Origin of the sequence: Algibacter sp. L1A34, assembly GCF_009796805.1 — a bacterium.
Classification (GTDB): domain Bacteria; phylum Bacteroidota; class Bacteroidia; order Flavobacteriales; family Flavobacteriaceae; genus Algibacter.
In genome coordinates this window covers 2,698,236-2,724,859 of the sequence record NZ_CP047029.1, presented here as the reverse complement: position 1 = coordinate 2,724,859, position 26,624 = coordinate 2,698,236, and the positions used below count along the sequence as shown (strand labels likewise).

At 32.9% G+C, this 26,624-nt stretch carries 22 protein-coding genes; 9 read left to right on the top strand and 13 right to left on the bottom strand.

Annotation, left to right across the window (positions count from 1 at the left end):
* Nucleotide 1 precedes the first annotated feature (1 nt).
* From GQR97_RS11640 to prfA, 5 genes are all read right to left on the bottom strand, one after another.
* Nucleotides 2-1,015: a Kelch repeat-containing protein gene (locus GQR97_RS11640; RefSeq protein ID WP_233267531.1), complete on the bottom strand. Its 1,014-nt coding sequence runs from the start codon at nucleotides 1,013-1,015 to the stop codon at nucleotides 2-4.
* A gap of 1 nt (nucleotide 1,016) precedes the next feature.
* On the bottom strand, nucleotides 1,017-3,764 hold the full coding sequence (locus tag GQR97_RS11635) for a hypothetical protein (protein WP_199269848.1): 2,748 nt from the start codon (nucleotides 3,762-3,764) through the stop codon (nucleotides 1,017-1,019).
* Between the two features lie 60 nt (nucleotides 3,765-3,824).
* Complete coding sequence (locus GQR97_RS11630) at nucleotides 3,825-6,629, bottom strand: chitobiase/beta-hexosaminidase C-terminal domain-containing protein (RefSeq protein ID WP_158848536.1); 2,805 nt, start codon at nucleotides 6,627-6,629, stop codon at nucleotides 3,825-3,827.
* A gap of 195 nt (nucleotides 6,630-6,824) precedes the next feature.
* On the bottom strand, nucleotides 6,825-7,637 hold the full coding sequence (gene pyrF, locus GQR97_RS11625) for an orotidine-5'-phosphate decarboxylase (RefSeq protein WP_158848535.1): 813 nt from the start codon (nucleotides 7,635-7,637) through the stop codon (nucleotides 6,825-6,827).
* A gap of 136 nt (nucleotides 7,638-7,773) precedes the next feature.
* Nucleotides 7,774-8,850, bottom strand: a complete 1,077-nt coding sequence (gene prfA, locus GQR97_RS11620; RefSeq protein ID WP_158848534.1) for a peptide chain release factor 1 — start codon at nucleotides 8,848-8,850, stop codon at nucleotides 7,774-7,776.
* Nucleotides 8,851-9,253: 403 nt separating this feature from the next.
* Here prfA and GQR97_RS11615 point away from each other — a divergent pair, with 403 nt between their 5' ends.
* The gene (locus GQR97_RS11615; protein WP_158848533.1) at nucleotides 9,254-9,916 is read left to right on the top strand and encodes an ABC transporter ATP-binding protein; all 663 of its coding nucleotides are present in this window, start codon (nucleotides 9,254-9,256) and stop codon (nucleotides 9,914-9,916) included.
* 1,060 nt (nucleotides 9,917-10,976) lie between these two features.
* Here GQR97_RS11615 and GQR97_RS11610 read toward each other — a convergent pair.
* The 3 genes from GQR97_RS11610 to GQR97_RS11600 all read right to left on the bottom strand — a co-directional run bounded on the left by GQR97_RS11610 (nucleotide 10,977) and on the right by GQR97_RS11600 (nucleotide 15,704).
* Entirely contained in the window at nucleotides 10,977-11,936 is a 960-nt protein-coding gene (locus tag GQR97_RS11610) for a DUF3078 domain-containing protein (protein WP_158848532.1), read from the bottom strand.
* A 197-nt stretch (nucleotides 11,937-12,133) separates the two neighbouring features.
* A complete protein-coding gene (locus GQR97_RS11605; RefSeq protein WP_158848530.1) occupies nucleotides 12,134-13,312 on the bottom strand; it encodes an AIR synthase related protein in 1,179 nt (392 codons plus the stop codon).
* Between the two features lie 205 nt (nucleotides 13,313-13,517).
* Nucleotides 13,518-15,704 carry a glutamine synthetase III gene (locus GQR97_RS11600; RefSeq protein ID WP_158848527.1) on the bottom strand — a complete coding sequence of 729 codons (2,187 nt, stop codon included), beginning with the start codon at nucleotides 15,702-15,704 and terminating at the stop codon, nucleotides 13,518-13,520.
* 320 nt (nucleotides 15,705-16,024) lie between these two features.
* Here GQR97_RS11600 and GQR97_RS11595 point away from each other — a divergent pair, with 320 nt between their 5' ends.
* Together GQR97_RS11595 and GQR97_RS11590 are read left to right on the top strand one after the other, a co-directional pair.
* Nucleotides 16,025-17,047, top strand: a complete 1,023-nt coding sequence (locus GQR97_RS11595) for a glutamine synthetase beta-grasp domain-containing protein (RefSeq protein ID WP_158848526.1) — start codon at nucleotides 16,025-16,027, stop codon at nucleotides 17,045-17,047.
* A gap of 402 nt (nucleotides 17,048-17,449) precedes the next feature.
* Nucleotides 17,450-17,635, top strand: coding sequence for a hypothetical protein (locus GQR97_RS11590; RefSeq protein ID WP_158848524.1), 186 nt, complete (start codon nucleotides 17,450-17,452; stop codon nucleotides 17,633-17,635).
* 53 nt (nucleotides 17,636-17,688) lie between these two features.
* Here GQR97_RS11590 and GQR97_RS11585 read toward each other — a convergent pair whose 3' ends face one another.
* From GQR97_RS11585 to GQR97_RS11575, 3 genes are all read right to left on the bottom strand, one after another.
* Nucleotides 17,689-18,990 carry a leucine-rich repeat-containing protein kinase family protein gene (locus GQR97_RS11585; RefSeq protein ID WP_158848522.1) on the bottom strand — a complete coding sequence of 434 codons (1,302 nt, stop codon included), beginning with the start codon at nucleotides 18,988-18,990 and terminating at the stop codon, nucleotides 17,689-17,691.
* Between the two features lie 108 nt (nucleotides 18,991-19,098).
* Nucleotides 19,099-19,614 carry a GNAT family N-acetyltransferase gene (locus tag GQR97_RS11580; protein ID WP_233267530.1) on the bottom strand — a complete coding sequence of 172 codons (516 nt, stop codon included), beginning with the start codon at nucleotides 19,612-19,614 and terminating at the stop codon, nucleotides 19,099-19,101.
* A gap of 13 nt (nucleotides 19,615-19,627) precedes the next feature.
* Nucleotides 19,628-20,575: a calcium/sodium antiporter gene (locus tag GQR97_RS11575; protein WP_158848520.1), complete on the bottom strand. Its 948-nt coding sequence runs from the start codon at nucleotides 20,573-20,575 to the stop codon at nucleotides 19,628-19,630.
* Between the two features lie 312 nt (nucleotides 20,576-20,887).
* On the opposite strand from GQR97_RS11575, the gene GQR97_RS11570 reads away from it, so the two are divergent.
* From GQR97_RS11570 to GQR97_RS11560, 3 genes are all read left to right on the top strand, one after another.
* Complete coding sequence (locus GQR97_RS11570; protein WP_158848518.1) at nucleotides 20,888-21,247, top strand: BlaI/MecI/CopY family transcriptional regulator; 360 nt, start codon at nucleotides 20,888-20,890, stop codon at nucleotides 21,245-21,247.
* Nucleotides 21,248-21,249: 2 nt separating this feature from the next.
* Nucleotides 21,250-22,863, top strand: coding sequence for a M56 family metallopeptidase (locus GQR97_RS11565; RefSeq protein ID WP_158848517.1), 1,614 nt, complete (start codon nucleotides 21,250-21,252; stop codon nucleotides 22,861-22,863).
* 502 nt (nucleotides 22,864-23,365) lie between these two features.
* Complete coding sequence (locus GQR97_RS11560) at nucleotides 23,366-23,518, top strand: SsrA-binding protein (protein WP_158848516.1); 153 nt, start codon at nucleotides 23,366-23,368, stop codon at nucleotides 23,516-23,518.
* 315 nt (nucleotides 23,519-23,833) lie between these two features.
* Here GQR97_RS11560 and GQR97_RS11555 read toward each other — a convergent pair whose 3' ends face one another.
* Nucleotides 23,834-24,034 (bottom strand): hypothetical protein, encoded by a 201-nt coding sequence (locus GQR97_RS11555; RefSeq protein ID WP_158848515.1) that lies wholly within the window; start codon nucleotides 24,032-24,034, stop codon nucleotides 23,834-23,836.
* A 158-nt stretch (nucleotides 24,035-24,192) separates the two neighbouring features.
* Here GQR97_RS11555 and GQR97_RS11550 point away from each other — a divergent pair, with 158 nt between their 5' ends.
* Genes GQR97_RS11550 through GQR97_RS11540 form a run of 3 tightly spaced genes read left to right on the top strand, consistent with a single transcriptional unit; the run spans nucleotide 24,193 to nucleotide 25,606 of the window.
* Complete coding sequence (locus GQR97_RS11550) at nucleotides 24,193-24,948, top strand: hypothetical protein (protein ID WP_158848514.1); 756 nt, start codon at nucleotides 24,193-24,195, stop codon at nucleotides 24,946-24,948.
* On the top strand, nucleotides 24,949-25,344 hold the full coding sequence (locus GQR97_RS11545) for a DUF5675 family protein (protein WP_158848513.1): 396 nt from the start codon (nucleotides 24,949-24,951) through the stop codon (nucleotides 25,342-25,344).
* Between the two features lie 4 nt (nucleotides 25,345-25,348).
* Complete coding sequence (locus GQR97_RS11540; protein ID WP_158848512.1) at nucleotides 25,349-25,606, top strand: hypothetical protein; 258 nt, start codon at nucleotides 25,349-25,351, stop codon at nucleotides 25,604-25,606.
* 476 nt (nucleotides 25,607-26,082) lie between these two features.
* On the opposite strand, the gene GQR97_RS11535 is transcribed toward GQR97_RS11540, so the two are convergent.
* Nucleotides 26,083-26,373, bottom strand: coding sequence for a helix-turn-helix domain-containing protein (locus GQR97_RS11535; RefSeq protein WP_158848511.1), 291 nt, complete (start codon nucleotides 26,371-26,373; stop codon nucleotides 26,083-26,085).
* Nucleotides 26,374-26,624 lie beyond the last annotated feature (251 nt).

Sequence of the window (26,624 nt, the reverse complement as noted above, 5' to 3'; positions counted from 1 at the left end):
TTTATTTACTAAATTTTTCAATGGTTGTCAACTCCGGATTCCCTCCTTTTCGGCCACAACCGGAAGCTATATATAATTGTTTTTTATTCCAGATAAGTTGAGTTCCGTGTCTGCCAGTTATTAAGGATGGTAACGTACTCCAATCGCCCGTTTTAGTATCCAAACATTCTACCTCATTGTGAGCCAAAGGTTGGGTAATACTCTCTCCTCCTGTAAACAAAATCTTATTACCAATACAAATGGAGGTACAACCAGCACGTTGCGTTGGCACAGGTTTATCCATAGTACTCCATTTACCCGTTTTAAAATCATAAACATCTACTTCTGGTATCGTCAGTTCAAATACTTTTTTAATATTCCCCGAAGAAATCCTACCACCCAAAAGATATAATTTATCATTACAAATTACAGAGGTTGCATGATCTCTAGCTCGAGGAGCATCTGGTAATTTTGCCCATTTACCTGTTTTAAAGTCGTAGACATCAAACCATTTCACATGCCCATCCCAATGACCATCAATGATTCCGCAAGCTATATAAAGTTTATCTTTATAAATATTTGCGGTAGTTGAAGCTCTCACTCGCTCTTCGGGCATCTTAAAACCTTTTGCCCAACTGTCCTTTTTAGGGTTATAGATATAGGCTTCCTTTAAAGGCGTTTCATGCGGGTATTTTCCTGTATGTGCCCCAATAGCGTATATATTTCCTTTATATGAAACTCCTTGAAAATGGTGAATTTCAATCGGTGGTTTTGCTCCACTTGTCCAAGTATTCGTTTTAGGATTAAATATGGAAACCTCTTGAATTCGCCTTCCTCCCATTAAATAGAACTTATTGTCAACTTCAATAAAAGCAGCTTCGTGACGGGCTACGGGTTTTCCATTAGTTTCAAGTGTTTCCCAACTGTAGCCTTCGAAAGATTGAGCCGTTGTAGACTGCGGAAAAGCAAAAACTACTAAAAAACATATTAAACCAAAGTATTTCATTAAATTTATATTTGTTCGTGCTATTTTCATACTATTTTAAATTTACTATTCGAGAATCACTTGCTTCAAATTTATATGCTTTCTTATTGTAAGTAATGATTACAGGCACTTCATTATGCAACATAAATTGTCCTGCTTTTTTCTCTAAAACCACATTACCTAATGCACTTGTATTGATTTTAAATTCATTCGTTTCTAAATGATTACCGTTACCCATAAACAAAACGATATCTCCATTTTTTTCATTTCCCACTAAAGCATAATCAGCATTAGTTGAGATCCCTTTGTATGTTGCCATTTTCTGGTTTTTAGATGAAAAAACAAAATCTTCTCGTCCCGACTTATTCGTAACATGTAAACCAACAAACTCTGTGCCGTCGTTTTCATCTTTAAAACCTTTTATAGATGAAATACTTTTCCCTTCAGTTGAAGTAAAAGGTTCGTAAACCGATACAAATGGATGCTCCCAGGCTTCTCCATATTGACGCGCTGCAAAAGTTAAATAAGGCTTCTTATCAACTTCATAAGGCATACCGTGGTTTCCTTTAAAAGCTTTGTTAGGTGGTGACTTTAAAGAAAATATTTTTCTGTTTTCCGATCCCATCATCCAAAGATTCATAAACACATCTTCTTCACCTTCTGGTCTATCAATTTTCCATTGTGCTTGATAATCTTTATTAGTTTTGATAGACTTCTTATCCCATTGATAATCAAAAGCGTATAAATACCCACCAGCAAAAGCCATCTCTTCGGTTGGTGCAAGGTTTAATGGTTGCCCAGAAGCATCCAATACTTCCATGGTTTGCCCTAAGTTATGATAAAAATAATCATGAAACTTATCCCCTTTTCTTTGCTTTTTCGAACGGAAAATATCAATATAATAGCCTGTAGCTTCTCCTGTTTTTACGGTACTAACAATTCTATTTTGGTCACTTCTAGTTTCAGGTTCTAAAAAATAAACATCGGAATAAGTAATATCAGAATAATAACCAGATTTTTTTTCTGATTTAGGATACTCACCCATTAAGTCAAATGCATGATTACTAAACATTTCGGTATATGATGAAACCCCATCGACCATAACCGTATTGTGTGCAGGAAACTGAGAATAAAACTCTAAATATATGGGTTGAAGATATCCTGCGCCCTTCCCTGGATCTGCACCTTGAACAAAACCTTTTCCGTACAATTCCATGTTAATTCCGTTGGCATGCATGTGGTTTCCTAAAGATGCATTTAATGATGCCATCATACCATTTTTACCAGCTCCCATACGTTGTACATGCCAGCTTACATTAGGCGCGTAAAAGGTTTGAGTGATATAATCGTTTATATCTCCTTTTTCATATTTTGGGTTAAACTCCAAAGGTTTACTAGCAAAAAAAGAAGAAATATCAGCTTTTGGTTTTCTTCTTTTGCCGTCAGAATCCTTTGTATCTTCTGTAAATAAACGATACATACCCGTAAATTCTTTTTCAAGCGCTTCATCTTTATTTTTTTGAGCAACACGTACCATGTTTGTAATAGCCTCTGTACCAATCCCCGCATAATTAGAATCTCCAAAAGCCACCGTTTGCCCATTAGGAAATAAATACTGCGGTAACATTTTCACTGCCTTTTCCATAACTGGCATATAGGGTAAAATATTATGATCGAACGTATTATCAAAATCCTTAATAAAAGCTGTTAAATCTTTAGTTACACCTTGAGAATATCCGGGACATTCTGCCCAAACTCCATTATTTTCATCGTATCCAAAGTCCATAAATTTAGTTAATGACCATTGGCGAGCAGAAGTCTCGTTTAAAATATAATCGATATAATATTCTCGTCCTTTTCCATCTTCATAATTTTTATTATTCTGCAACACCATCGCTGCTTTTAAAATTATTTTAGCCTGGTGGAGGTTCCAGTTATTTTGTGGCACGCCATTTTTTATAATTTGGTCTGTCCATCTTTTTATGGTTTTATCATACATAGCAATATCTTCTGCATGGTTTGCTTCAATATATGGATGTAAAAAATCGTAAAGCTCAGCAATATCAATAAGAACATGTTCATGTATTACTTGAAAATTCGCAAAACCAACAAGTGTTTGAATATGCCCATTCATTAAATCTATAGGTTCACTACGGTAAGACATGCCTTCCATATAAGTATGAAATATATCATAAGAAAATTTAGCAAAACGCTCATCATTTTCAAGCCAATATGTAAATGAAGCATCTCGTGCTAATTCAATTATTTTCTCATTAATATTGTAAATTACTCGCCCTGTTTTAGATGGATCTACCCATTCAAAAGGATTTCCTTCTTTACTCCTATTGGGATAATACAGACCACGAGGATCATCCATATAAGGCACAATATCCTCCAATTTGGGAGTTCCGTAAGGTGTTGTGTAATCTCGAGAACCAACAAAACGAACCGTTGGAACAGGCGCTTCACCATCTGCATGAGAATAGTTTATGCCATTAACATAAATATTAGTCGCTTTTGTTTTCCAATGCATTTGTAAACGAGACACCATCCATTCAGGATCTTCAACATGACGCACAACGTAAGTATCAATACGATTATGGATACCTTGCAAAACATCTTTTGCCCAAGATTCCTTCTTAATTGTTTTTTCTAAATCCTTTTTACCTTCTTGAGTAATATACAAACGAGGATAACCTTGCTCAAGATTTGTTGGCATAGGAATTTTATCAAGAGTTTGCGCTATTAGCATACTATTAAAAAGAGCAAACACCAGAAATATGGATAATTTATTTATCATGATAAGACAATAGTTTAGTTTTATTTTTCTAGTTTGGTATTTATTTTGAATGAATTCATACTAAAATTCAACTTTAAACTTCTTTTCTTTATAATCCCTAACAGCAATAACAGTTACTTTATTTCCTTTAAATTTTTTAAGGTAATTCTTTAAGTCGCTAATATTTTGTACTTTATTTCCATTAACTTGCTGTATTACCCAATCGCGATCTAATTTAGCTTTAGTCCACATTTGAGATTTTTCAAGATTAAGTGATTGAATATAACATCCAAAATTATAACCACCTGTTGCATCAATCAAATCAGGATCATCTGCAATATTTATCATAACCGCTCCTTTAACTTCTAAAATTAGTGCTTTTTTCAAATTTTCAACTTCACCTTCATATTTACCAGCAAGTAATGTACTTAACCAACTTGGGTAAATCACTTTTTCAACCTTAGCAAAAGTAGTTTCATTTACAAAACCAACAGCAACTCCATTAGAATCAAAAGTTTGCGCTTTTATAATTCTAGATTTTTTAAGTTGAATAGGCTTAGAATACTCTATAGAATTAATGGTCGGCTCTGTACCATCCAAAGTATAGTATATTTTAGCATTTTTTTCGACTCTATTATCAACTACCAATTGAACAATTTGTATTTCTGAAAACTCACCACCAAACGGTATTATTCGCGTCATTTGATGACCAAATTGATCCATAGGAAAGTTTTTAAACCCTAATTTTAATGCCTCCGAATTTTCTTGTACCTGATAATTTCCTTCCGAAGGATTTACAAACAATGGATTTCCTGAAACTGCATTAATATCATAACCTTTTTCTTGCCAAGATTTTAAACCCACACCGTCAATAATATCGAAATCGTTTGGATGATTAATATTCCAATACATATTATTATCGTAGTGTTCACTCCATTTTGTCTCTGTAGGCAAACCTACATCACGAATAAACTTTTTAGTTGGTTCGTTCTTTCCAGGTAAAGCTCCAGAAATCACAAAGATGTTTTTATAAATTTCATCTTCAGAATTTTTAGGCCATACATGCCAACCTAAAGGCACCGCACTTACAGTAATATTATTAAATACCTTACGCTCCATACCGTCTCGAAGTTTTATGGTTGACCCTAAATTTAGGTTGTTGTAAATTTCAAAATAACTTGAGCCATCGTCTAAATCGATAGTCCAGTTTCCGGCACTTATAGATTTACGGTAATTAGCAATTCTATTATTTCTTATAATTACATTATCAATAGCATCTAGCTTGGCCAGTTCTTTTAAAAACTGCTCGTCTGTACCTCGAGATCCTCGCCATTGACGTTCACGTCCCCACGAATTAAAAGGACCATGCTCACCTGTTTCTCTAACAGTTTCCCAAATATCATTGAATTCTATAATATGGCCACCCCAAGTACCATCGTTTATACAAATTCCTGCACGAGGACAATTGTAAATGGTATTATGCGATGCCTTTATTTTATGACTCATTGAAATATAAATACCAGCAACTTGCTTACCATAGTCTCCAAAATCATGCATAACACTATTCTCTATGGTACAATTTTTAGGGTAATTAGGCGATTTTGGTCCAGGCTCTAAATCCATATTTTTACGCATATCATCCCAATTTCCGCCATCAATTTCTCGATCGTCCCAAGTTTGATAAAAACGTACCGCATCTGGCGAACCTACAAATGCAACAGCACTCTCTCCAACATGCACAAAACGACAACTGCTTACCGTATTATTCCGGTTATAAGCACTCATAAAAACACCATTTCCACCTAAATATTCAAAGTTATTATCTGTAATAGAACAGTTTTCGGCGCCTTCCATAAAAATAGCACCTCCACGATGAATAGCCCAATCGCCACGTGCTACAGGCTCATAGGTATCCATAAAAGTTGTTTTAGATTGTGTGAAATTAAAACCAGAAATTGAAATGTGCTTTACCGGTTTATCAGCGCTGCCTTTTAGTTGAATTAAATCTTTTAAAATAGGAACTTCAAAAGTTACAGTATTAAGATCAACACCTTCTTCTGGAAAATAATACAATAAATGTTTTTCTGAATCTAAAAACCATTCGCCCGCAACATCAAGTTCTTCAAAAATATTATCGATAAAAAACCAAGAACCTTTATTCTCTTTTCCACCAATACCATACGCACGTTGCAATTGCCAACCTCCTTCTCCTAAAAACACTTTCTTCTCTGTTTTATCAATACTTTTAATGCGGTATTGCATGTTTCCCCAATTATGACTTTGGAAAGCGTGCACAATTCCTGTTGATGGATTTTCCCAATCACGAGTAGGTATATCTTTATCTTTTAAACCAAACCAAGTATCATAACGGCGATTGGTTCCATCTGAAACTTGCAAATACCCATTTCCTCCTCTTAAAGGATTTTCGTAATCATAATTGGGGTAACGGGCTCTAATTTTTCGGTTTCCGTTTACGAATAATTGATCGAAATTGAGGTGTTCTGGTATTTCAGTGACATAAACACCGCTTTTATATGTTTTCCACGGAAGTGATTTCAGTAATTTTGAACCTTTGATAAATACTTCATTTCCCGGTAAACTTGAAAATACAATTGGATTTTCAGCCGTTCCTGATAACTTAGAGTTTAGCAGAATAGTTTCGTTAAGATAATACGTTCCCTCATTAAACCAAACAGTAACAGCTTCTTTTCCTGAAAATTTTTCTAATGCTTTTACTGCACGTCCAAAAGTTGCAAATGGAGCTGATTTAATTCCTGAATTTTGATCGCTACCTTCTGTAGAAACGTAAATTTCGTGAATAGCATAACTTTTTAATGTGAAAGATATTGTTATTACAAAAATCAAGAAAATTTGAAAAAACCGCATTACCTATATTTAATTATACATGCAATTTCGTGTTTATTTATAAAAGAAGATATAAACTAGTGTTAATTGAATATAAGCTATGGTTACAATAGGTGTTTTTTAAACTAAAACATCAATAAAACAAGTAGCTAACACATTTTATAATTTAAAATAAGTTTGAATGGAAAGTAATTTCAAGGACAATAAAAAAACAATTTAACTTAAAATAATTTCCATTTCCTGTTGAAGTTCGGCTGCTTTTGTTGCTGCCGCTGCTGCGAAATCATCGTTGGAAGAAGCATAAATAATTCCTCTTGAAGAATTAATTAACAAACCAACATTATCCGTCATGCCAAATTTACAAACGTCTTGCAAATTTCCGCCTTGAGCTCCAACACCTGGAACTAATAAAAAGCTATTTGGAACAATTTTTCTAATATCGGCAAAATACTCGGCCTTTGTAGCACCAACAACGTACATTAAATTCTCTGAGTTTTTCCAAGTTTTAGAAGTCTCTAATACTTGTTTGTAAAGCTCTTGTCCATCAACTGTTTTTGTTTGAAAATCGAAAGCACCTTGATTAGATGTTAACGCCAACATAATAGTATGTTTATCTTTAAATGCTAAAAAAGGTTCTATAGAATCTTTCCCCATATATGGAGCAACGGTAACAGAATCGAATGCTAAATCTTCGAAAAAAGCTTTAGCATACATGGTACTTGTATTACCTATATCACCACGTTTAGCATCGGCAATTGTAAAAATCTCTGGGTAATTTTTATTTAAATACTTTATAGTTTTCTCTAATGATTTCCAGCCTTTAATACCATAAGCTTCATAAAAAGCTGTGTTAGGCTTGTAGGCTACACATAAATGATGAGTGGCATCGATAATAGCTTTATTGAAAACAAAGATTGGATCTTCTTCTTTTAACAGATGTTGTGGTATTTTATTTAAATCCACATCCAACCCTATACATAAAAAGGATTTTTTAATTTTTATTTGCTCAATAAGTTGCTTTGTTGTCATTCTGCCTTAATTTTTCTGTAGAAGGAAACTTTTGTGTAATTACTTCCAATTAAAAAAGAAATCACGATTTAATATTAAATAAAAAAAATCAGGATACTCTAAGAAATAAACAACTTAGAATATCCTGATTTTCATGTTAAATTATATCAGTATTAGCTTTTAACTTCTCTGTGTTTTCAGCTAACATTAATTCATCTAAAATTTTCTGAATATCACCATTTACAATGTTTGATAAATCGTAAAGTGTTAACCCTATTCTATGATCGGTTACACGGCCTTGCGAATAATTGTAAGTTCTAATTTTAGCACTTCTATCTCCCGAAGACACCATACTACCACGTTTAGCAGCATCGGCTTCGTTCTTTTTAGCCAATTCCATTTCGTATAAACGTGAACGTAATACTTTAAAGGCTTTTTCTTTATTTTTATGTTGCGATTTTTGATCTTGACATTGTGCCACTAAACCTGTAGGGATGTGAGTTAAACGCACCGCAGAATAGGTTGTGTTTACCGATTGCCCACCAGGTCCTGAAGAACAGAAAAAATCTACACGAACCTCTTTTGGGTTAATCTCTACATCAAATTCTTCAGCCTCTGGGAATACCATTACAGTTGCTGCACTAGTATGTACACGACCTTGAGTTTCTGTTTGTGGCACACGTTGTACACGATGAACTCCTGCTTCAAATTTTAAAGTTCCGTAAACATCTTCACCTGTAACTTCAAACTGGATTTCCTTAAAACCACCATTTGTACCTTCACTAAAATCTACCGTATCTACACGCCAGCCTCTACCTTCGCAGTATTTGCTGTACATTCTAAATAAATCGCCTGCAAAAATACTCGCTTCATCTCCACCAGTTCCTGCACGCAATTCTATTACTGCATTTTTAGAATCTTCAGGATCTTTCGGTATTAAAAGCACCTTTATTTCTTCTTCTAACTTCGGGATACCTTCTTTAGCTTCATCATATTGCATCTTGGCCATATCTACCATTTCTGCATCGCTACCATCTGCAATTATCTCTTCAGCTTCAGCTAAATTATTTGTAAACTCTAAATATTCCTCACGTTTATCCATAAGGATTCGCAAGTCTTTGTATTCTTTATTAAGTTCTACATAACGTTTTTGATCTGTAATAATATCCGGTTGGATAATTAAATCACTAACCTCATCAAAACGTTGTTTTACTATTTGTAACTTCTCTAACATCTGCCTTATTTAATTGGGAATCAAAAATACGATAATTTATGAATTTTCTATGATTACATTGCGCCGAACTAGCACAACTTTAGAAATAATTTACATTATTTTTCGTTATAGCTAATAATATGCAACAATTATCTGCCTTATTTATATTTTATCGACCATATATTTTATGGTCTTTTGGTATTAATTTTTTTCTAGTACTTATAGACTATAGTTTATTTCCTATTTTTTTTATAAAATTGATTATGCTGGCTTTTTTATGGTATTTAATGAATGAAACTAATGCCAAACGGAAGTTAATATTTTACAAGAATCTAGGTCTTTCTACTTTTAAACTATTTTCTTATATTTTTATTATCGATTTTATTCTAAGCCTTCCTTTTCTTTTAATTTTGAAAGAATTTATATGATTTTTGAAATTGATAATATTGAACTTTCATTTAAAGATAAACGTATTCTTAACGGTATTTATCTTAAAGCTGAAACAGGAAAAATCACTGGTATTTCAGGAAGTAATGGCTGCGGAAAGACCTGCTTATTAAAGATTTTATTTGGTAATTTAGAATCTAAATACAAATTAATTCGCGTAGATAACAAACCTATTTTGAAACCTTTATATCAAACTAGATTAGTTGGCTATTTACCGCAACACTATGTTATTCCTAAATATTTAAAAGTTAAAACAGTATTTTGGTTGTTTAAGGTTTCTTGGAAAGATTTCACTGTTCATTTTGAAACTTTTGGACATTATCGAAAAACAAAATTAGGTAAACTATCGGGTGGAGAACGCCGCTTAATTGAAACCTACATTATACTTAAAAGTAATACAAAATTGATTTTACTAGACGAACCTTTTACTCACTTGTCGCCGATTAATATAGAAGGAATAAAAAAAGTTATTTCCGAAGAAAAACAACACAAAGCTATTATAATTACAGACCATTTGTATAAACATATTCTAGAACTTGCTGATGCCATTTATTTTATTAAAAATGGTAATTCTAAACTTATTAAAGGTGTAACCGAATTAGAGGATTTGAAGTATTTAAACCCCTCTAGTTTTAATTAGTTTAAATGCGCTGTCATTTTTATTCTCTACAATAGAAAACAACACAAAAAAACTTAAACCGAACGAAAAGAAAAAATATTGAAAATAATGTAGAAACAGAAGATTAAGATTATGGGCAATTACCCTAATTATTTCGGAAAGAGTTAAAAACAAAACTCCTAGGGCAAAATATTTAGATTTCGAATCACCAATCAACCGGTATCGAATTGCAAAAGCACCTAAAAAAATGAGAGCCAGACCTAATACAAAATACAGCTCGACTAAATACTTTACGGTAATAAAAGGCTCTATTATATCTATGATAGCCCTAACAACATAGGTGTTAAGGAAAATAAGTAAACCGTAAATCAAATAATCAAAACGTTTAACACTCAATGCTTTTTGCTTAGAAAAACCACAAACACACAGCATTAAATATCCAAACAGTTTTAAAAGCGTTGGCAATAGTATATTTATATAATCTTTAGAGAAAGTAAAGAGCAGTTCCGATAGGATAAAAAACGACCAAAATAGAATAACGGACCAGTCTGTGGAAGTTTTATGTTTCAAAAAAACAATAAAAAAAGCAATCTCAGCGAGCAATATAACATTTAAGCTATAATTAGAAAATAAGACGTAACAACTCCATATAAAGAAGAAACTAGCTATTAAGTATACCTTATTTTTAATACTTAACATTCAATATACCTTTTTGCTTTGCTATAAATCAAGAGAATTCCATTTTAAAAACACCTAATTTAGATATACTATCCGAAATAAACTACTAGCTTTTAAATAATTCTCATGAGACGAGGTTATTTATAATTTCTAATTGCAAAAAAGCAGCTTACATACGTAAAACGCAGGATTAAACAGTTATTTAACGTAATATATTTCTTATAAGAGATTTTGTTTTCAATTAACTTTTACAAGCTATCATCTTTTATTTTGATCAATAAAAGCGACTAATGCAGATAAAATTAGTTTCTACATCCAAAAGAATCGTAGAATAAAGACCATTTATAAATATAAATTACAAAAAAATGAGACAGCTCAACAAATCTACCAAAGTATTTACTATTTAGAAATCTACTGCAAAGCCAACACCTAAAAATTGTTTCCATTGCACTTTGGCTCCAGCTTCTTCTGTTTCACCATCAACATCTGTTTCTATAGTTGTTTTAACATCGTCATCATACCGTAAATGCGAGCCTAAGGTTGCTCTAACAAAACTATTTACTTTAAAATCGAAATCTAATTGCCAATCTATATCTACGTTTCCGAAATTATTAATATAATCGGAATACATACTTACTTGGTTTTTAACGTTAATATTTTTAGCTAATTCCATCTCGTAACTATTAGTCATTAAGATACCAACCTCTTGTTTCAAACGCTCTCCACTTTTTAATAAACCACCATCATCATCATAAACAGCCGCTTCAACACCAAAAGAACCAGCATTAGCTAAGTCTTCATCTAAAACAAATGTTGCTTTTAAAGTTAATGGCGAAAAATAAAAAGATAACAATTTGATTTGTTTACCATATTCCATACCAGCTCCCAAAAACATATAACCTGGCGCCATAAGTTTAGATATTGGAGTATCTGTATCTGGATAACTATAACCATTAGCTATTTGTGTACTAAATGTAAGTTGCGCCGAATAAAACCAATTTGAATTTAAGTCGGGGTTAAAACCCATACTCGATTTTATTTCTATAACATCGTCTGTTTTACGAAGCTCCCTAGATTCTTGCTTATTTATACCGTAACTAAAACGTCCACTATTTTTCCAATAAAAATATTTATCACTGTAGTTAGCGCTTGTTGCTAAACCAACTAATCCAGAAATTGAATTACTACCACCCGAATTCCAATTTACAAATGTGACCTCACTTAAATCGAAAGAAAATTTGTTTGTTTGTACCCATTTCGGGCCCTCATATTTTGGAGTAGCCACTTTTAAGAATAACGAATCTGGCTGAGCACCAACAAATTGAATAAGCAAACAAGCTATAATTAAGAAAAACTTTTTCATGGTTATGTTAGGTTGTTTTTTAAAATTATTTAACATATCAATAATCGTACCATTTTAACGATATCCTAGGTGTTATATTATATGAAGCAACATTTTTCTAAAAATCATATACCATACAAATTTATTATAAGTATAGAATAACTACAATTTTATTCTGAAAAAACACAGAACTACGCTTTTAAATTATACAATTTAATTTAATAAACAAACTCTCCAAACTCACTTTTAATAGTCAGTTTTTTAGATTCTGAAGCCTCTACTCTACCTATTATTTTAGCATCAACATTAAAAGATTTTGATATTGCAATAATGTCTTCAGCAATTTCTGGCGATACATATAATTCCATTCTATGACCACAATTAAACACCTGATACATTTCTTTCCAATCCGTTTTAGATTCTTCTTGTATTAGTTTGAAAAGTGGTGGAATTGGAAATAAATTATCTTTTACAATATGAAATTGATCCACAAAATGAAGAATTTTAGTTTGTGCTCCACCAGAACAATGTACCATACCATGGATAGTATCACTTTTATATTCCGATAAGATTTTCTTGATAATTGGCGCGTAAGTTCGTGTTGGTGATAATACTAATTTACCAGCATCGATTGGAGAATCTTCAACAGCATCGGTTAATTTCACTCCACCAGAATACACCAAATCTTCAGGTACTGCCGCATCAAAACTTTCAGGATATTTCTCGGCCAAATACTTACTAAACACATCGTGTCTTGCAGAAGTTAAACCATTACTTCCCATACCGCCATTATATCCTTTCTCGTAAGTAGCTTGTCCAAAACTCTCTAAACCAACAATAACATCACCTGCTTTTATGTTGGCATTATCAATCACTTCAGAACGTTTCATACGCGCTGTTACGGTAGAATCTACAATTATAGTTCGTACTAAATCGCCAACATCGGCAGTTTCACCACCTGTAGAATGAATGGTAACTCCAAACGGTTTTAAATCTTCCAAAAGCTCTTCCGTTCCATTTATAATAGCCGAAAGTACTTCACCTGGAATTAAACTTTTATTTCTACCAATGGTAGACGATAACATAATATTATCTGTAGCTCCAATACATAATAAATCGTCAATATTCATAATTAACGCATCTTGAGCAATACCTTTCCAAACGGATACATCTCCAGTTTCTTTCCAATACATATAAGCTAAGGACGATTTTGTACCAGCCCCATCTGCATGCATTACTAAGCAATAATCATCATCATTAGTTAAATAATCAGGAACTATTTTACAGAAAGCTTTAGGAAACAAACCTTTATCTATATTTTTAATAGCATTGTGTACATCTTCTTTAGATGCTGAAACTCCTCGTTGTGCGTATCGTTTTGAAACTTCTTGACTCATAATATCTTATTATGTTGCAAATTTACTTTTTTGAATGAAAAAACCCCACTTTTTTGAAACAGGATTTTATAAGTTTTAATATTTAATAGGATAAACCCATTATTATTTTTCAATTCTCCATGTTTTTTAATAAAAACTAATAAAACAAGCGTTACAAATACTTCCTATTAATTTTTTAATATCGAAAAAACACACAAAACTTTAATTATCGTGTAAACAACAATTCTCTATATTTAGTTAATGGCCAAAGTTCATCATCAATCAACATTTCCAACTTATCACAATGGTACCTAATATCGTCAAAAAGTGGTTTCACTTTTTTAGCATACGCTAAAGCACGCTTTTCAATATCAGTCATTGCATTTGCTTTTCGGCGCTCGTCTACCATTTTAGTAACATTAGAGTTTATACCTTCTATATGATTAGAAATTTCTTGAATTAAATTAATTTGTTCTTTAGATACATCTAGATATTTTTCTCCAAAAACTTCTTTTAATCCGCGAACATTCTTTAGTAAAACATTTTGATACTTTATCGCTGTTGGCACAATATGGTTTCTAGCAATATCTCCCAAAACACGACCTTCTATTTGTATATGCTTACTGTAAGCTTCCATTTCAATCTCGTAACGCGCCTCGGTTTCTACCTTAGTCATTACATTCATTTCTTCGAATAAATCAATGGTTTGCTTCGAAATTTTAGCTTTTAAAGCTTCCGGAGTAGTTTTATTATGGCTCAACCCACGCTTTTTAGCTTCAATTTCCCATGGTTTTCCGTAACCGTTACCTTCAAATAAAATAGCCTTAGTCTCCTTAATATATTCACGCAATACATTAAAAACAGCTTCGTCCTTTTTTAAATCTTTTTTATTGATTAAAGAATCTACTTCAACTTTAAAATCTTTTAATTGCTTAGCAACAATAGTGTTTAAAACCGTCATAGGATTGCCACAATTTGCGGTAGAACCTACAGCTCTAAACTCAAATTTATTTCCTGTAAAAGCAAAAGATGATGTCCTATTTCTATCCGTATTATCTAGCAAAACATCTGGTATTTTACCAATAACATTAAGCTTAAGTTCTGTTTTTTCTTGCGGAGATAATTTCCCTTTGGTTACACCTTCCAACTCGTCTAAAACCTTAGTAAGTTGCTCGCCAATAAAAACCGACATAATAGCCGGTGGCGCCTCACTAGCTCCCAAACGGTGATCGTTACTTGCAGATGCCACAGAGGCACGCAACAATGCCTCATGCTTATAAACTGCTTTTATTGTGTTTATAAAAAAGGTAAGGAATTGTAAATTACTCATTGGTGTTTTTCCTGGACCTAGTAAATTTACTCCTGTATCGGTAGAAAGTGACCAGTTGTTGTGTTTCCCAGAACCATTCATACCTTCAAATGGCTTTTCGTGAAACAGAACTTTAAAATTATGACGAGAAGCTACACGCCCCATTAAATCCATTAAAAGCGAATTATGATCGACAGCCAAATTTGCTTCCTCGTAAATTGGGGCTAATTCAAACTGATTTGGAGCTACCTCGTTATGCCGTGTTTTTACTGGAATCCCTAGAAGCATACACTCCGTTTCCAGTTCGCGCATAAAGTTTAAAGCGCGATTTGGGATCGATCCAAAATAATGATCATCCAATTGCTGCCCTTTTGCTGCAGAATGCCCAAGCATCGTCCGTCCAGTAAGCGTAATGTCTGAACGGCTAGCGGCCAACATTTTATCAATTAAAAAATACTCTTGCTCCCAACCCAGAGAACTAGTTACTTTTTTAACATTTTTATCAAAATAGCGACATACAGCCGTAGCCGCAGTATCTACTGCATTAAGCGCACGTAATAAAGGTGTTTTAAAATCTAAAGCCTCACCGGTGTATGCTACAAAAATAGTTGGTATACATAGTGTAGTTTCATAAATAAAAGCTGGAGATGTAGGATCCCAAGCAGTATAACCACGAGCTTCAAAAGTATTTCTAATACCGCCATTCGGGAAACTCGACGCATCTGGCTCTTGTTGTACTAATTGGTCGCCACCAAATTTCTCGATAGCCATACCGCCACCAATAGTTTCAAAAAAAGCATCATGTTTTTCTGCCGTTGCACCTGTTAATGGCTGAAACCAATGCGTGTAATGTGTAACTCCTTTAGATAAGGCCCAATCCTTCATTGATGAAGATACCTGATCTGCAATATTTCTATCTATTTTTTTACCATGGTTTATTGCACTCATAACGCCATTAAAGGCATCCTTGGTTAAATATTGGCGCATGGTATTTTCATTAAATACGTTTCTACCAAATAGATCCGATCGCCTTTCCTTTTCTTCGATATGCAATGGCTTATAAGCCAATGATTCTTTTACAGCATGAAATCTTAATGTAGACATTTTCTAAAACAATTTAATATATTCTAATAATTCTTCAAAATAACTCTTAAAATCTTTAATACTAATTGGCTGTATTAAATTTTAAGGCAAAAATAGGCACCAAAATCAAGAATTCCGTAAAATCACCAATTATATTATTAACACTTTTTCAGTATTTTCAATAAATAATCAACTTTTTTTAAAATAATCCTCAAAAAAGTAGGGTATAAATAAAAATAAGTCAACCATTCGTTAAAACACCCCTAATAAATATGTAGTAAAAGTATAAAAATTTATATTTGTGATATTATTATCAATATTTCAATTATAAAATATTCATTATGGCAAAAATTAAATTAGAATACCTTTGGTTAGATGGTTACCACCCTACTCAAAACTTAAGAAGTAAAACTAAAGTTGAAGAGCATGAAGACTTCAAAGGGACATTAGAAGAAATAGGAAACTGGTCTTTTGATGGCTCATCTACTAGACAAGCAGAAGGTGGAAACTCTGACTGTTTATTAGTACCTGTTGCAATCTACCCAGATCCAGATCGTATCAACGGTTATTTAGTTATGACTGAAGTTATGAATGCCGATGGAACGCCACACGTATCTAATGGTAGAGCTACTATTGATGATGATGATAATGATTTCTGGTTTGGTTTCGAACAAGAATATTTCATTATGGATAACAAAACTCAATTACCTTTAGGATTCCCTGTAGGTGGTTATCCTGCTCCACAAGGAATGTATTACTGTTCTGTTGGTGGAAAAAACACTCACGGTAGAGATTTCGTTGAAGAGCATGCAGATTTATGTATCGATGCAGGTTTAAACTTCGAAGGAATTAACCAAGAGGTTGCTTCTGGACAATGGGAATACCAATTATTCGCAAAAGGCGCTAAATTAGCTGGTGACGAACTTTGGATTTCAAGATATTTATTAGATCGTTTAACAGAAAAATATGGTTACTACATCGAGTACCATCCAAAACCATTAGGTAAAGATATGGATTGGAATGGTTCTGGTATGCACGCAAACTTCTCTAACGAGATTCTAAGAACATGTGGAGATAAAGAAGTTTACGCTGCAATATGCGAAGCTTTCCGCCCAGTTGTAAAAGAACATATTGCTGTTTACGGTGAGTTTAACGACCAACGTTTAACAGGTTTACACGAAACTGCAGCTATTACAGATTTCTCTTGGGGAATTTCAGATAGAGGAGCATCTATACGTATTCCATTAATTGCAGTAGAAAAAGGCTGGAAAGGCTGGTTAGAAGATAGACGTCCTGCTTCAAACGCAGATCCATATAAAATTGCAGCAAGAATTGTGAAAACAGTTAAATCTGCTAAAGTTTAATACACATAGTATCACATTTTGTTCATAATAAGAGCGCTAACATGTATTTGTTAGCGCTTTTATTATGTTTAAAATCTAAATGTTTTTTAATTGAAATTATATTTTGGGCGTTACCCAAGGGTCGGGCTTTCCGCTATATCTTTATTTGTGCTCCTACTATTTATTCAGTTAATAATATTTTGGATAACAAATAAGCAATCTCTATTTCAACAATATTAAAGCTAGCACAAAAAAGGATACCGCATCAATCCCTAACGCAAATCTCCGCCAACATTTTGGATTAGAAAAATAATTAACTTATTTTTGTTTTGTTATTCTTCTTAGTAATTTATTGCACTTATTAGTTATGAAATATGTAACAAATATTATAAAGTTAATACTAATTATAAAAACCGAAATAAGATGAAAAAAATAACGAAAAAGAAAACATTAACTCTCTTATCGATTGGAATGTTTGTAATTGCGACTTCTCAAATATTTTCTCAATTTATGGAATTAACAGATTTTGTAAAAGGTTCTTTTATGGGAATAGGAATAGGGTTACTACTCACCTCCTTGATTTTTGGGAATTTTAAAACTGTACAATAAGGCCTCTGTTAAGAATCTATAACGAAATAATATCTATACGTTAAAACCATCTTTTAAAACTCATCAAGCACCTCTAAAATTGCAGAAAACCCAGGACGATATTTAACATCTGTATCTGTCCAATTTGTAATTAATTTTTGCCATTTATCGCGAAGATCATTATTCATTTCTCCCTCATTAACAAGACCTAACACATCTTCTACCAAACAAGCATAAGCACGTACTTCTACCCGCTCAATAGTATGAGCAAGACTAGAATTAACATCATAAAAAGAAGCTGCCCCAAAATCGCCTAAAAGACAGTCTGCCGTTTTATTCACCAATATATTATGCGCATACAAGTCGCCATGGTTAATACCTTTTTTATGCAACTGCTCACAAACCGAAGCTATACTTTTTGCAATCTTCAGTAACTCCTCTGCTTTAAAAACACTTGTTTCATCAAACACATCTCGTGTACAGGTTTCCATATCTGGAGGATTTCCTAAGTTCACATAAGCAGGAGAAATTAGCTTCATTATTAAACCTATTTTATCTTCTGGATGCTCTTTAATTTTTCCTAAAACCGGAATTAAATTCTCATGTGCTCCTGCAGCAATAGATATAGCCATTTCATCATCTGGTAATCCATCGCTAGTAACATCTCCTTTAAAAACTTTTATAGCAACATCCTCTTTTTCGGAATTCCAACTTGCTTTAGAAATAAATCCCGAAGCACCTTCACCTAATAATTCTTTAACAGTAAAATCATTCCAATCAAAAGCTTCAAAATCATTATTCAACGGAATTTCGTGCGCAGCGGGATTCCCACCAAATGCCACCCAAGATAATTTAGGTAACTCAAAAAACCATTCCGGAATCGACTTTAATTGGTTAGCCGAAAACCTGATGAGTTCTAAATTCACACAAGCTTTCATTTCAATAGGTAATTCTTCAATTAAATTACCAGCTAAAGCACATTTTTGAAGTAACGTACAATCACCAATACTTTTAGGTAATTTTTCAATCTTATTATCGGTTAAAATCAACCAATTTAACAATGGTGGAAATGCTTTCTCTGGCAACGTTTTAATTTGATTCGATTTAAAACCAATCATATTCAAATTAGGGCATTTAGCAAGTACTTTTGGGAACTCCGTAAAATTATTTCGTGCAAAAAATATAATTCTTAAATTTTTAAGCTGAGAGATACTTTCGGGTAGTGACGTCAATTTATTATCAGATAAATCTAAAACCTCTAAAGTTTCGGAAAGCGATATAATCTCTTCCGGAAATTCTTCTAAACCACAAGCTAGTTTTAGTGTTTTCGAACCTATTAATTGTCCCGATTTTAATGCTTCTAAAGAATGTGTCATGTATCAATTTTGAAGTTACAAATCTAACTATTATAGACGTGTAAAAGGCAGAAAACCTCAGGTTTTTCGGAATACCTTATCGCTCTAAAATTCAAAATAAAGAAGAAATTAATATGCCTTAAACATAATATGGTTGGGATTAGAGCGTGTATCTGAGAGCTTAAAATCGTAATCTCCAACAATTTTAAAACCATTTTTTGTGTAAAAATTTATGGCCTTTAAATTTTCTACCCAAACAGCCAACCAAATTCCTTTTTGATTATACTGCTTAGATGTTTCAATAATAAAATTAAAAAGGGCTACGCCTAGCTTTTTTCCGTGAAACGCTTCCAATAAATAAAACCGATCTAGTTTAGTAACATCAACTTCATCAACCCAAGGACTTAAAGCGTTAATCTCTATTTTTGAAAAGCCCGCTATTTTATCTTCAAAAGAAATAATATAATATTGAACGTTTCCATTTTTAAACTCTTCAGCTATAGCTTTTTCATGATACGTTTTATCAATAAAATTTTTAATATCGATTTCGGAAGCACTATGTCCGTGAGATTCTAAAAAGGATTTACCTCCTATTTCAGCAATTAACTCAGCATCATTAACCGTTGCTTTCTGTATCTTAATCATAATACTTAAAAGCCTATTTCTTGGTAAATACTAAAAACATAAAAATACCATAACCAACAACTAAAGCAAAACCTTTTAATCTGCTAATTTGTAAACGTTTTGGTAAAAATATTAGCGGAATTAAAATGGCCGAAAAACCAAGCATCCAAAAAATATCTGTACTTAAAATAGAAGATTCTGTTACCGGAATTGGTTTTATCATGGCTGTTAAACCTAAAACCGATGCGATATTAAAAATATTAGATCCTATTAAATTCCCTAAAGAAATAGCTTTTTCTTGTTTAGCTGCCGCAATAACCGATGCTGCTAATTCTGGGACACTAGTACCTATAGCAATAAGCGATACGCCTATTACAGCTTCTGATACTCCAACGGAAAGCGCAATAGCTTTAGAACCTTCAACCAACCATTCACTACCAAAATACAATGATAAAGCTCCAATTAGTAACCAGATTCCTATTTTAAAATTAGAGACCACAGCAAGAGAATCATCAACCTCATCAGAAGGTTCGGCATCCTTTTTGGCAGTTCGAATTAAATACACTAAAAACACGATAAGACCTAAGAATAAAATACCACCTTCTAAGGCAGATAGCATATTATCATTTTTTAGAAAATAATACAGTACCATAGAAAACACCATCATTACTGGCCAATTGAGTTTATAAAAAGATTTATCTACAGCAATGGTACTCACCATAGCAGTAATCCCTAAAACCAAACCAATGTTGGCTATATTAGAACCCACTACATTGTTTATAGCAATTGCAGGCGAACCAGATAAAGCAGCTTGTAAACTTACGAGTAACTCGGGAGCAGATGTAGCGAAAGATACCACCGTCATCCCGATAATCATTTTAGAGATATTAAACTTAAAAGATAACGCTACAGATGCACGAACCAAAAATTCGCCACCAACAACCAATAAAATAAAACCAAGGATAACCCAAAGTAAACTCATAACTATAATTTTTTGCGAAGATAATTGAAACTAAAAACTGAAAAGCGAAAAGCGAAAAGTTTTTTTGAAAACAATAAGAAGATTTGAGATCGCTTCGTTGTTAAAATCAAAGACAAAGACTTTATGAAAACTTTAAAACGGAATGTACTTCACCCCGAATAATCACCTCTTTTCAATTAGCTTATCCCATTTTAATAGAATATAAAAAACTTGAAAACTTAAAAAACAGTTAAATAACTACTATTTTAGTTTTATAACTATAAAAATAGTTATATATTTGAAAACTACTGATAACTAGAATCTTACCCTATAATGGAAAAGTTAACCAACAAAGAAGAAGAAATAATGCACATTTTATGGACCCTTGAAAAAGCTTTTGTAAAAGATGTTTTAGCAGAAATTAAAAACGATAAGCCGCATTACAATACGCTTTCTACTATAATTAGAAATTTAGAAGAAAAAGGATACGTGGCCTACAATGCATACGGTAAAACTCACCAATACTACCCCATTGTTTCTAAGGAAGATTACAGAAAAGGTTTTATGAATACCGCCATTAACAACTATTTTAATAACTCTTACAAAAACATGGTATCCTTTTTTGCTAAAGAAGAAAAGATTAGTGTAGACGAGCTTAAAGAGATTATTAAACTTATTGAAAAAGACAATTAATTATGGAATATCTATTAAAAGTATCTGCTTTATTAGCCATTTTTTATATAAGTTATAAAGTCTTTTTGCAACGCGATACCTTTTTTGAACAAAATAGATGGTTTTTAATACTCGGCATTTTCACAGCATTTGCGTTGCCTTTTTTAGTGATCCCTATCTATATTGAGTACACGCCAGTAAATATAACAAACTTCAATAATATCCCTACCGAGGTTTCGGAAAACATCGAAACACCATTTAGTATATTAGATTATTTACCCGCAATATATTTGCTAGGAGTCATCTGTTTTTCTATTCGGTTTTTAATACAACTTACCTCTTTAGGTTTAGTAATCTCTAAAAGTAACAAAGAGAAACACGGTAAATACACTTACATTAAAACACACAAAAATATATCTCCTTTTTCTTTTTTTAACTGGATTGTTTTCAACCCAAATAACTTTAACAACAACGAGTTAGAACAAATTCTAATTCATGAAAAAATTCATGCCAATCAAAAACATTCCATCGATGTTTTACTCACGCAAATTAGTTGTGTTGCGTTATGGTTTAATCCGTTTATATGGTTTTACAACAAAGCGTTAAAACAAAATTTAGAATTTATAGCCGATAATGAAACCCAACGTCAAATATATTGTAAAAAAACGTATCAAATCACCTTACTAAAAACAAGTTTGCCATCTCATCAAATGGCTTTAACCAATAATTTTCACACATCATTAATCAAAAAACGAATCGTTATGTTACACAAATCAAAATCGAAGAAAATCAGTTTATTTAAGTATGCAATAGTATTACCCCTATTAACTCTATTTTTAATGAGTTTCAATACGGAAGAGGTTATTATCAATTCTAAAACAGAAGATGTTTCTAACATTAATAATTTAACAACTTCCGAAGACAAACTAAATCTTTACATTCATAAAGAAACCACAGACAATACTATAGAAAAACTTAAAAGAGATTTAGCACAAAAAGGATACACTCTAAAATTAAGTAAACTTAAAAGAAATAAAAACAACCTTATTACCGACATTAAATTATCAGTAAATTATAAAGCATCTCACAGCACGAGCTATAGCTCTAATTCTAGCGCCCCGATAAAAACCATAAATATTGTTATCGATAAAAGCGACCACAGCATCACTATAAGAAATAGTAATGATGAAAACTTTAAAATAGGGCTTGAGATAACAAAGGCGCAACTTCAAACGGACACAGATCGTTTATACATTATCGACGGTAAAATTACAGAAGAAAAAGGTTTTACTTTACAAGAAGACAGCGTTAAATCGATCAATGTACTTAAAGGAAAATCTGCTATTGATAAATATGGAGAAAAAGCTAAAAATGGAGCTATCGAAATTACTACCAAAAGTAGCAATCAACAAAGCAACGATTCTGTACAAACAAAAAAAACACAACATAAATTAGAAATAGAGAAAAATAAACAACCTTTAGTTTATCTTGACAACGAAGAAATAAATTACGACGACTTAAAAAATCTTGATCCAGAAAACATAGAATCAATGAATGTTTTAAAAAATAAAAATGCTACAGACAAATACGGAGATAAAGGTAAAAATGGGGTTATAGAAATTATCACAAAAAAATAAACTCATAACTCATAAATTCAAAATTAAGACACTCAGCAATGAGTGTCTTTTTTTGTGTTTTAAAATTCAGAAAAGACAAAACCATCAAAAACAGCTATGTTTTACACCAAATCCCCCTTGGTTTCTCAAACACACCCTCAAAAACCCCTTGAAAAGCTTCAATTTATAACCATATTAACACATATTACATACAGTTAAAAACATATATGAAGCAAGTCACTTAAATATTAAAACTAAAACATTTTTTTTACTTACAAATTCGTATTCAATTTCACCGATTAGCAGCAAAATACTTGGAAGATAGCTTCTTAAAAATATATATTGAAAACTCAATCGAAAAACCGAGTATAATACTAACCCTTTAAAACTAACAATTATGATGACTCTTGCAAAACTAGTAATCGATTTAATAATTACAATCATTACTAGTCTTTAACCACAAAACATGTAAAACTTAGTCTAGAATAAGTTTTACTATTTTTACAAAAAAATGTGGTAACATATGCAAAAGCAAATATTCAAAATTTTAGCAAAGGTTAATAAAACACTCTTACCAAGTTTTTCTAAAAAACAACTCGATTTATCAAAAGCAAATAAATTACAGTTAGCCATTATAGGTTGGCGGGTTTATGTCACAAAAAATGCGCTAGATTAATTTAAATTTATCGCATAAAAAAAGCTCCCAATTTCTTAGAAGCTTTATCTACTCTAGTGACCTCGACTGGATTCAAACCCTGTCCGTAACTCTTTAGTACTAGTGACTTTGTAAGCTTTTAAATGTAGATACTAACCGAATTGCTACCATTTACATTAAATGTCTCTATAGTCATTTAGCTTGTCTAAGACATAACAAATTTACAAAAATCAAAGATTCAAACCTATATAAATCGTATCAAATACTATGTAGTTTTATACCCGTTAGGGTATGATACCACTATGTTTTTATTTAATTATACCTGTAAGGGTGTAATTAAATAGTCTCCAGATATTGATTTACGATTTCTTCTTTAATACCACTATATTCTGCGAATTCTTCTGCTGTGATAAATTGATATGACTTCTTACCAAAGTGGGCTTTAATGTCATTTAAAAGCTTACGTCCGTAGCGCTCACTTCTTCCGGTGATACGTTGAATGTCTTTTGGATATATGCAGGCTCTTGCTATTCTCATTTTATACTCTATCTATACTTTGTCTATACCTCATCATGGGATCGTCTATATGTATTGAAATGGCATAAAACGAATCAATCGGAATGGATGTCTGTGTTTTTTTGATTTCTTTTATAAATCTACAGTCTTTTGCTTGATAATCAAAATTTTAGAGCATTATGGCTAGACAAACAGGTATTATCAAATTAAAAGGAACTATCGGAGATATTTCTTTCTACAAAAGCGCAGACGGACACCTTGCGCGTTCAAAAGGTGGTGTCGATAAAAATCGTATTGCAAATGATCCAGCGTTCCAGAGAACTCGTGAGAATGGTTCTGAATTTGGACGTGCTGGAAAAGGTGGCAAAGTCATCAGAAATGCTATTCGCGTGCTTTTGCAGAATGCAAAAGATAAACGCGTAGTCAGTCGTTTGACAAAAAGCTTAGTTGCGGTCACTAAAACTGATGCCGTTAATGAACGTGGACTTAGAACCATCGAAGATGGTGATATGAACACTTTGCTAGGCTTTGAGTTTAACGCAAATGGAAAATTAGGTGCCACACTTTACTCGCCATATGTGACAACATATGATCGTGCAACTGGTGACGTGGATGTGGATATTGTTGCCTTTGCACCAACGGTACGTATTGCTGCACCAGGAGGAACAACACATTACAAATTAGTCATGGGTGCTGCAGAACTTGATTTTGCAAATGAAGCTTCTGTATTTGAAAGTGCAGAAACTGCTATCCTTCCATATGATGGAGCGAACACAGCAGCTATTAACCTTACCGTTGCTCTTACTGCAAACTCAGTACTTCCAGTACTGCAGGTCGTTGGTATTGAGTTTTACCAAGAGGTGAATGGACAAATGTATCCGTTGAAAAACGGTGCGTTTAACGCTCTTTCTGTAGCGAAAGTAGATACAGTCTAAATGACTATGTTATTGCATAGGACCTATTTTGAAGCGGGCACTAACAGTGCTCTCTTCTACAATGGTCAATTTTTAGGTTTTGCGATTGAATTGACTTGGTTAAATAACCAAAGACAAGTGTCCTGTATTCCTGAAGGCGAATACGAGCTAAAGGCGAGGTATTCGGTGAAATTCGGTCATCACTTACACATTGTAGGCGTGAACAACCGTAGTCTTATACTACTACATCCAGCGAATAACGCTAAGCGAGAGCTTCGTGGCTGTATTGCTCCTGTAACGCAGTTAACAGGCATTGGAAAAGGAACGAATTCAAAACCATTACTTCGAAAATTGGTATCACTATGCTACCAGGCCTTTGACAGAAACGAAAACGTATTATTAACTATTAAATCTTAAAATTATGAATATTGTAGAACGTTATAAAAAACCAACGCCAAAGTTCTTTAGAACATTACGTAATATCGGAATTGCTTTAGCTACTGCAGGAGGAGCAATCATCGCAGCACCTATCACTTTGCCAGTTGTACTGGTCACTGTTGCCACTTATATGACAGTAGCAGGAACTGTTGTTACAGCAGTCAGTCAAGCAGTCACTATAGATGACAAAACAGAGGTTCCCAAAATAGCCGGAAAAGATTCCGCATCAAGTACGGAATAGCGTGACACACCATGTGACACATATTCGCTTTTCAATTCTTGGCGGCACGGTTTCATCTGTGTGGTTTCAAATCACATCTGCAGACCTCATTAAAACTGCTGTCATGGCTGCTTTTGGAGCTATAGTCAGTTATTTAGTTTCACTAATGGTTAAACGAATACATCAATTTCTTCTGCATAGAAAGAAAAAAGAATAAAGTAAGAGCTTCAGTAGAGGCTCTTTTTTTTGTTAACGAGATTATTCAGATATAGTACAAAACCCTTTCCTATTATTTTTAACGAAAAACAAAAAAGATAACTATCCCATTGGTGGTGTGGCTATGCTGTCAAGCTTTTTGGACAAAATAATACGCCTAGTTTTAGGTTTAAAAAAATGATCCGCTTTTTTAGGCGGATTATTTTTTTCAAAACCTTTGGCTTGAGCTTTATAGCATTTTAGTGGTGGCCGATGGAAGCCAACTATATTTGTGTCCTTTTTTAGATCTTACCTGTTACATACATTGACTTCTTTAGAACTGATTTTTGAAAATATACTCTATTCCCAATTTTTGAAGCTATTAATATTCCATTATTAGTCCAATGATGTACTGTTGTTAAACTTATTTTTAAATATTCGGCTACTTCTTTTCTGGTTAAGTATACATCATCATCTCTTTCAATTTCTTTTTGATCGATATAACCTTTTAACTTAGACATTAATTTTTCAGCTACTGCATCAGCTAATTCATCAAACGTGATGTCTTGAATTTGAATTGTTTTTGTAATCATATTTTCTATTTTATTACAAAATACAAATGTTTCTTAAGCAGGTAATCCAAAAGGCGCGAGCCGCCTGCGAGATGAGCAAGGGTACTGTGAGTGATAGTGTGAGGCACGAGCACTCTCACGGTAATGTGGTACACGCTAGGTGGCGCAGTTTTTTGATATTATATTCTTTGAAATAATAATTCACCTAAGACATAGCTGTTCTAATATTTGCCAAAATTTAATATGATAGGTTTCAAAAAATGTGACACCGT

Excerpts from the sequence above, each read along its gene's own strand:
- GQR97_RS11640 (WP_233267531.1), bottom strand. The coding sequence starts at position 1,015 with ATGAAAATAGCACGAACAAATATAAATTTAATGAAATACTTTGGTTTA.
- GQR97_RS11635 (WP_199269848.1), bottom strand. The coding sequence starts at position 3,764 with ATGATAAATAAATTATCCATATTTCTGGTGTTTGCTCTTTTTAATAGT.
- GQR97_RS11630 (WP_158848536.1), bottom strand. The coding sequence starts at position 6,629 with ATGCGGTTTTTTCAAATTTTCTTGATTTTTGTAATAACAATATCTTTC.
- pyrF (WP_158848535.1), bottom strand. The coding sequence starts at position 7,637 with ATGACAACAAAGCAACTTATTGAGCAAATAAAAATTAAAAAATCCTTT.
- prfA (WP_158848534.1), bottom strand. The coding sequence starts at position 8,850 with ATGTTAGAGAAGTTACAAATAGTAAAACAACGTTTTGATGAGGTTAGT.
- GQR97_RS11615 (WP_158848533.1), top strand. The coding sequence starts at position 9,254 with ATGATTTTTGAAATTGATAATATTGAACTTTCATTTAAAGATAAACGT.
- GQR97_RS11610 (WP_158848532.1), bottom strand. The coding sequence starts at position 11,936 with ATGAAAAAGTTTTTCTTAATTATAGCTTGTTTGCTTATTCAATTTGTT.
- GQR97_RS11605 (WP_158848530.1), bottom strand. The coding sequence starts at position 13,312 with ATGAGTCAAGAAGTTTCAAAACGATACGCACAACGAGGAGTTTCAGCA.
- GQR97_RS11600 (WP_158848527.1), bottom strand. The coding sequence starts at position 15,704 with ATGTCTACATTAAGATTTCATGCTGTAAAAGAATCATTGGCTTATAAG.
- GQR97_RS11595 (WP_158848526.1), top strand. The coding sequence starts at position 16,025 with ATGGCAAAAATTAAATTAGAATACCTTTGGTTAGATGGTTACCACCCT.
- GQR97_RS11590 (WP_158848524.1), top strand. The coding sequence starts at position 17,450 with ATGAAAAAAATAACGAAAAAGAAAACATTAACTCTCTTATCGATTGGA.
- GQR97_RS11585 (WP_158848522.1), bottom strand. The coding sequence starts at position 18,990 with ATGACACATTCTTTAGAAGCATTAAAATCGGGACAATTAATAGGTTCG.
- GQR97_RS11580 (WP_233267530.1), bottom strand. The coding sequence starts at position 19,614 with ATGATTAAGATACAGAAAGCAACGGTTAATGATGCTGAGTTAATTGCT.
- GQR97_RS11575 (WP_158848520.1), bottom strand. The coding sequence starts at position 20,575 with ATGAGTTTACTTTGGGTTATCCTTGGTTTTATTTTATTGGTTGTTGGT.
- GQR97_RS11570 (WP_158848518.1), top strand. The coding sequence starts at position 20,888 with ATGGAAAAGTTAACCAACAAAGAAGAAGAAATAATGCACATTTTATGG.
- GQR97_RS11565 (WP_158848517.1), top strand. The coding sequence starts at position 21,250 with ATGGAATATCTATTAAAAGTATCTGCTTTATTAGCCATTTTTTATATA.
- GQR97_RS11560 (WP_158848516.1), top strand. The coding sequence starts at position 23,366 with ATGCAAAAGCAAATATTCAAAATTTTAGCAAAGGTTAATAAAACACTC.
- GQR97_RS11555 (WP_158848515.1), bottom strand. The coding sequence starts at position 24,034 with ATGAGAATAGCAAGAGCCTGCATATATCCAAAAGACATTCAACGTATC.
- GQR97_RS11550 (WP_158848514.1), top strand. The coding sequence starts at position 24,193 with ATGGCTAGACAAACAGGTATTATCAAATTAAAAGGAACTATCGGAGAT.
- GQR97_RS11545 (WP_158848513.1), top strand. The coding sequence starts at position 24,949 with ATGACTATGTTATTGCATAGGACCTATTTTGAAGCGGGCACTAACAGT.
- GQR97_RS11540 (WP_158848512.1), top strand. The coding sequence starts at position 25,349 with ATGAATATTGTAGAACGTTATAAAAAACCAACGCCAAAGTTCTTTAGA.
- GQR97_RS11535 (WP_158848511.1), bottom strand. The coding sequence starts at position 26,373 with ATGATTACAAAAACAATTCAAATTCAAGACATCACGTTTGATGAATTA.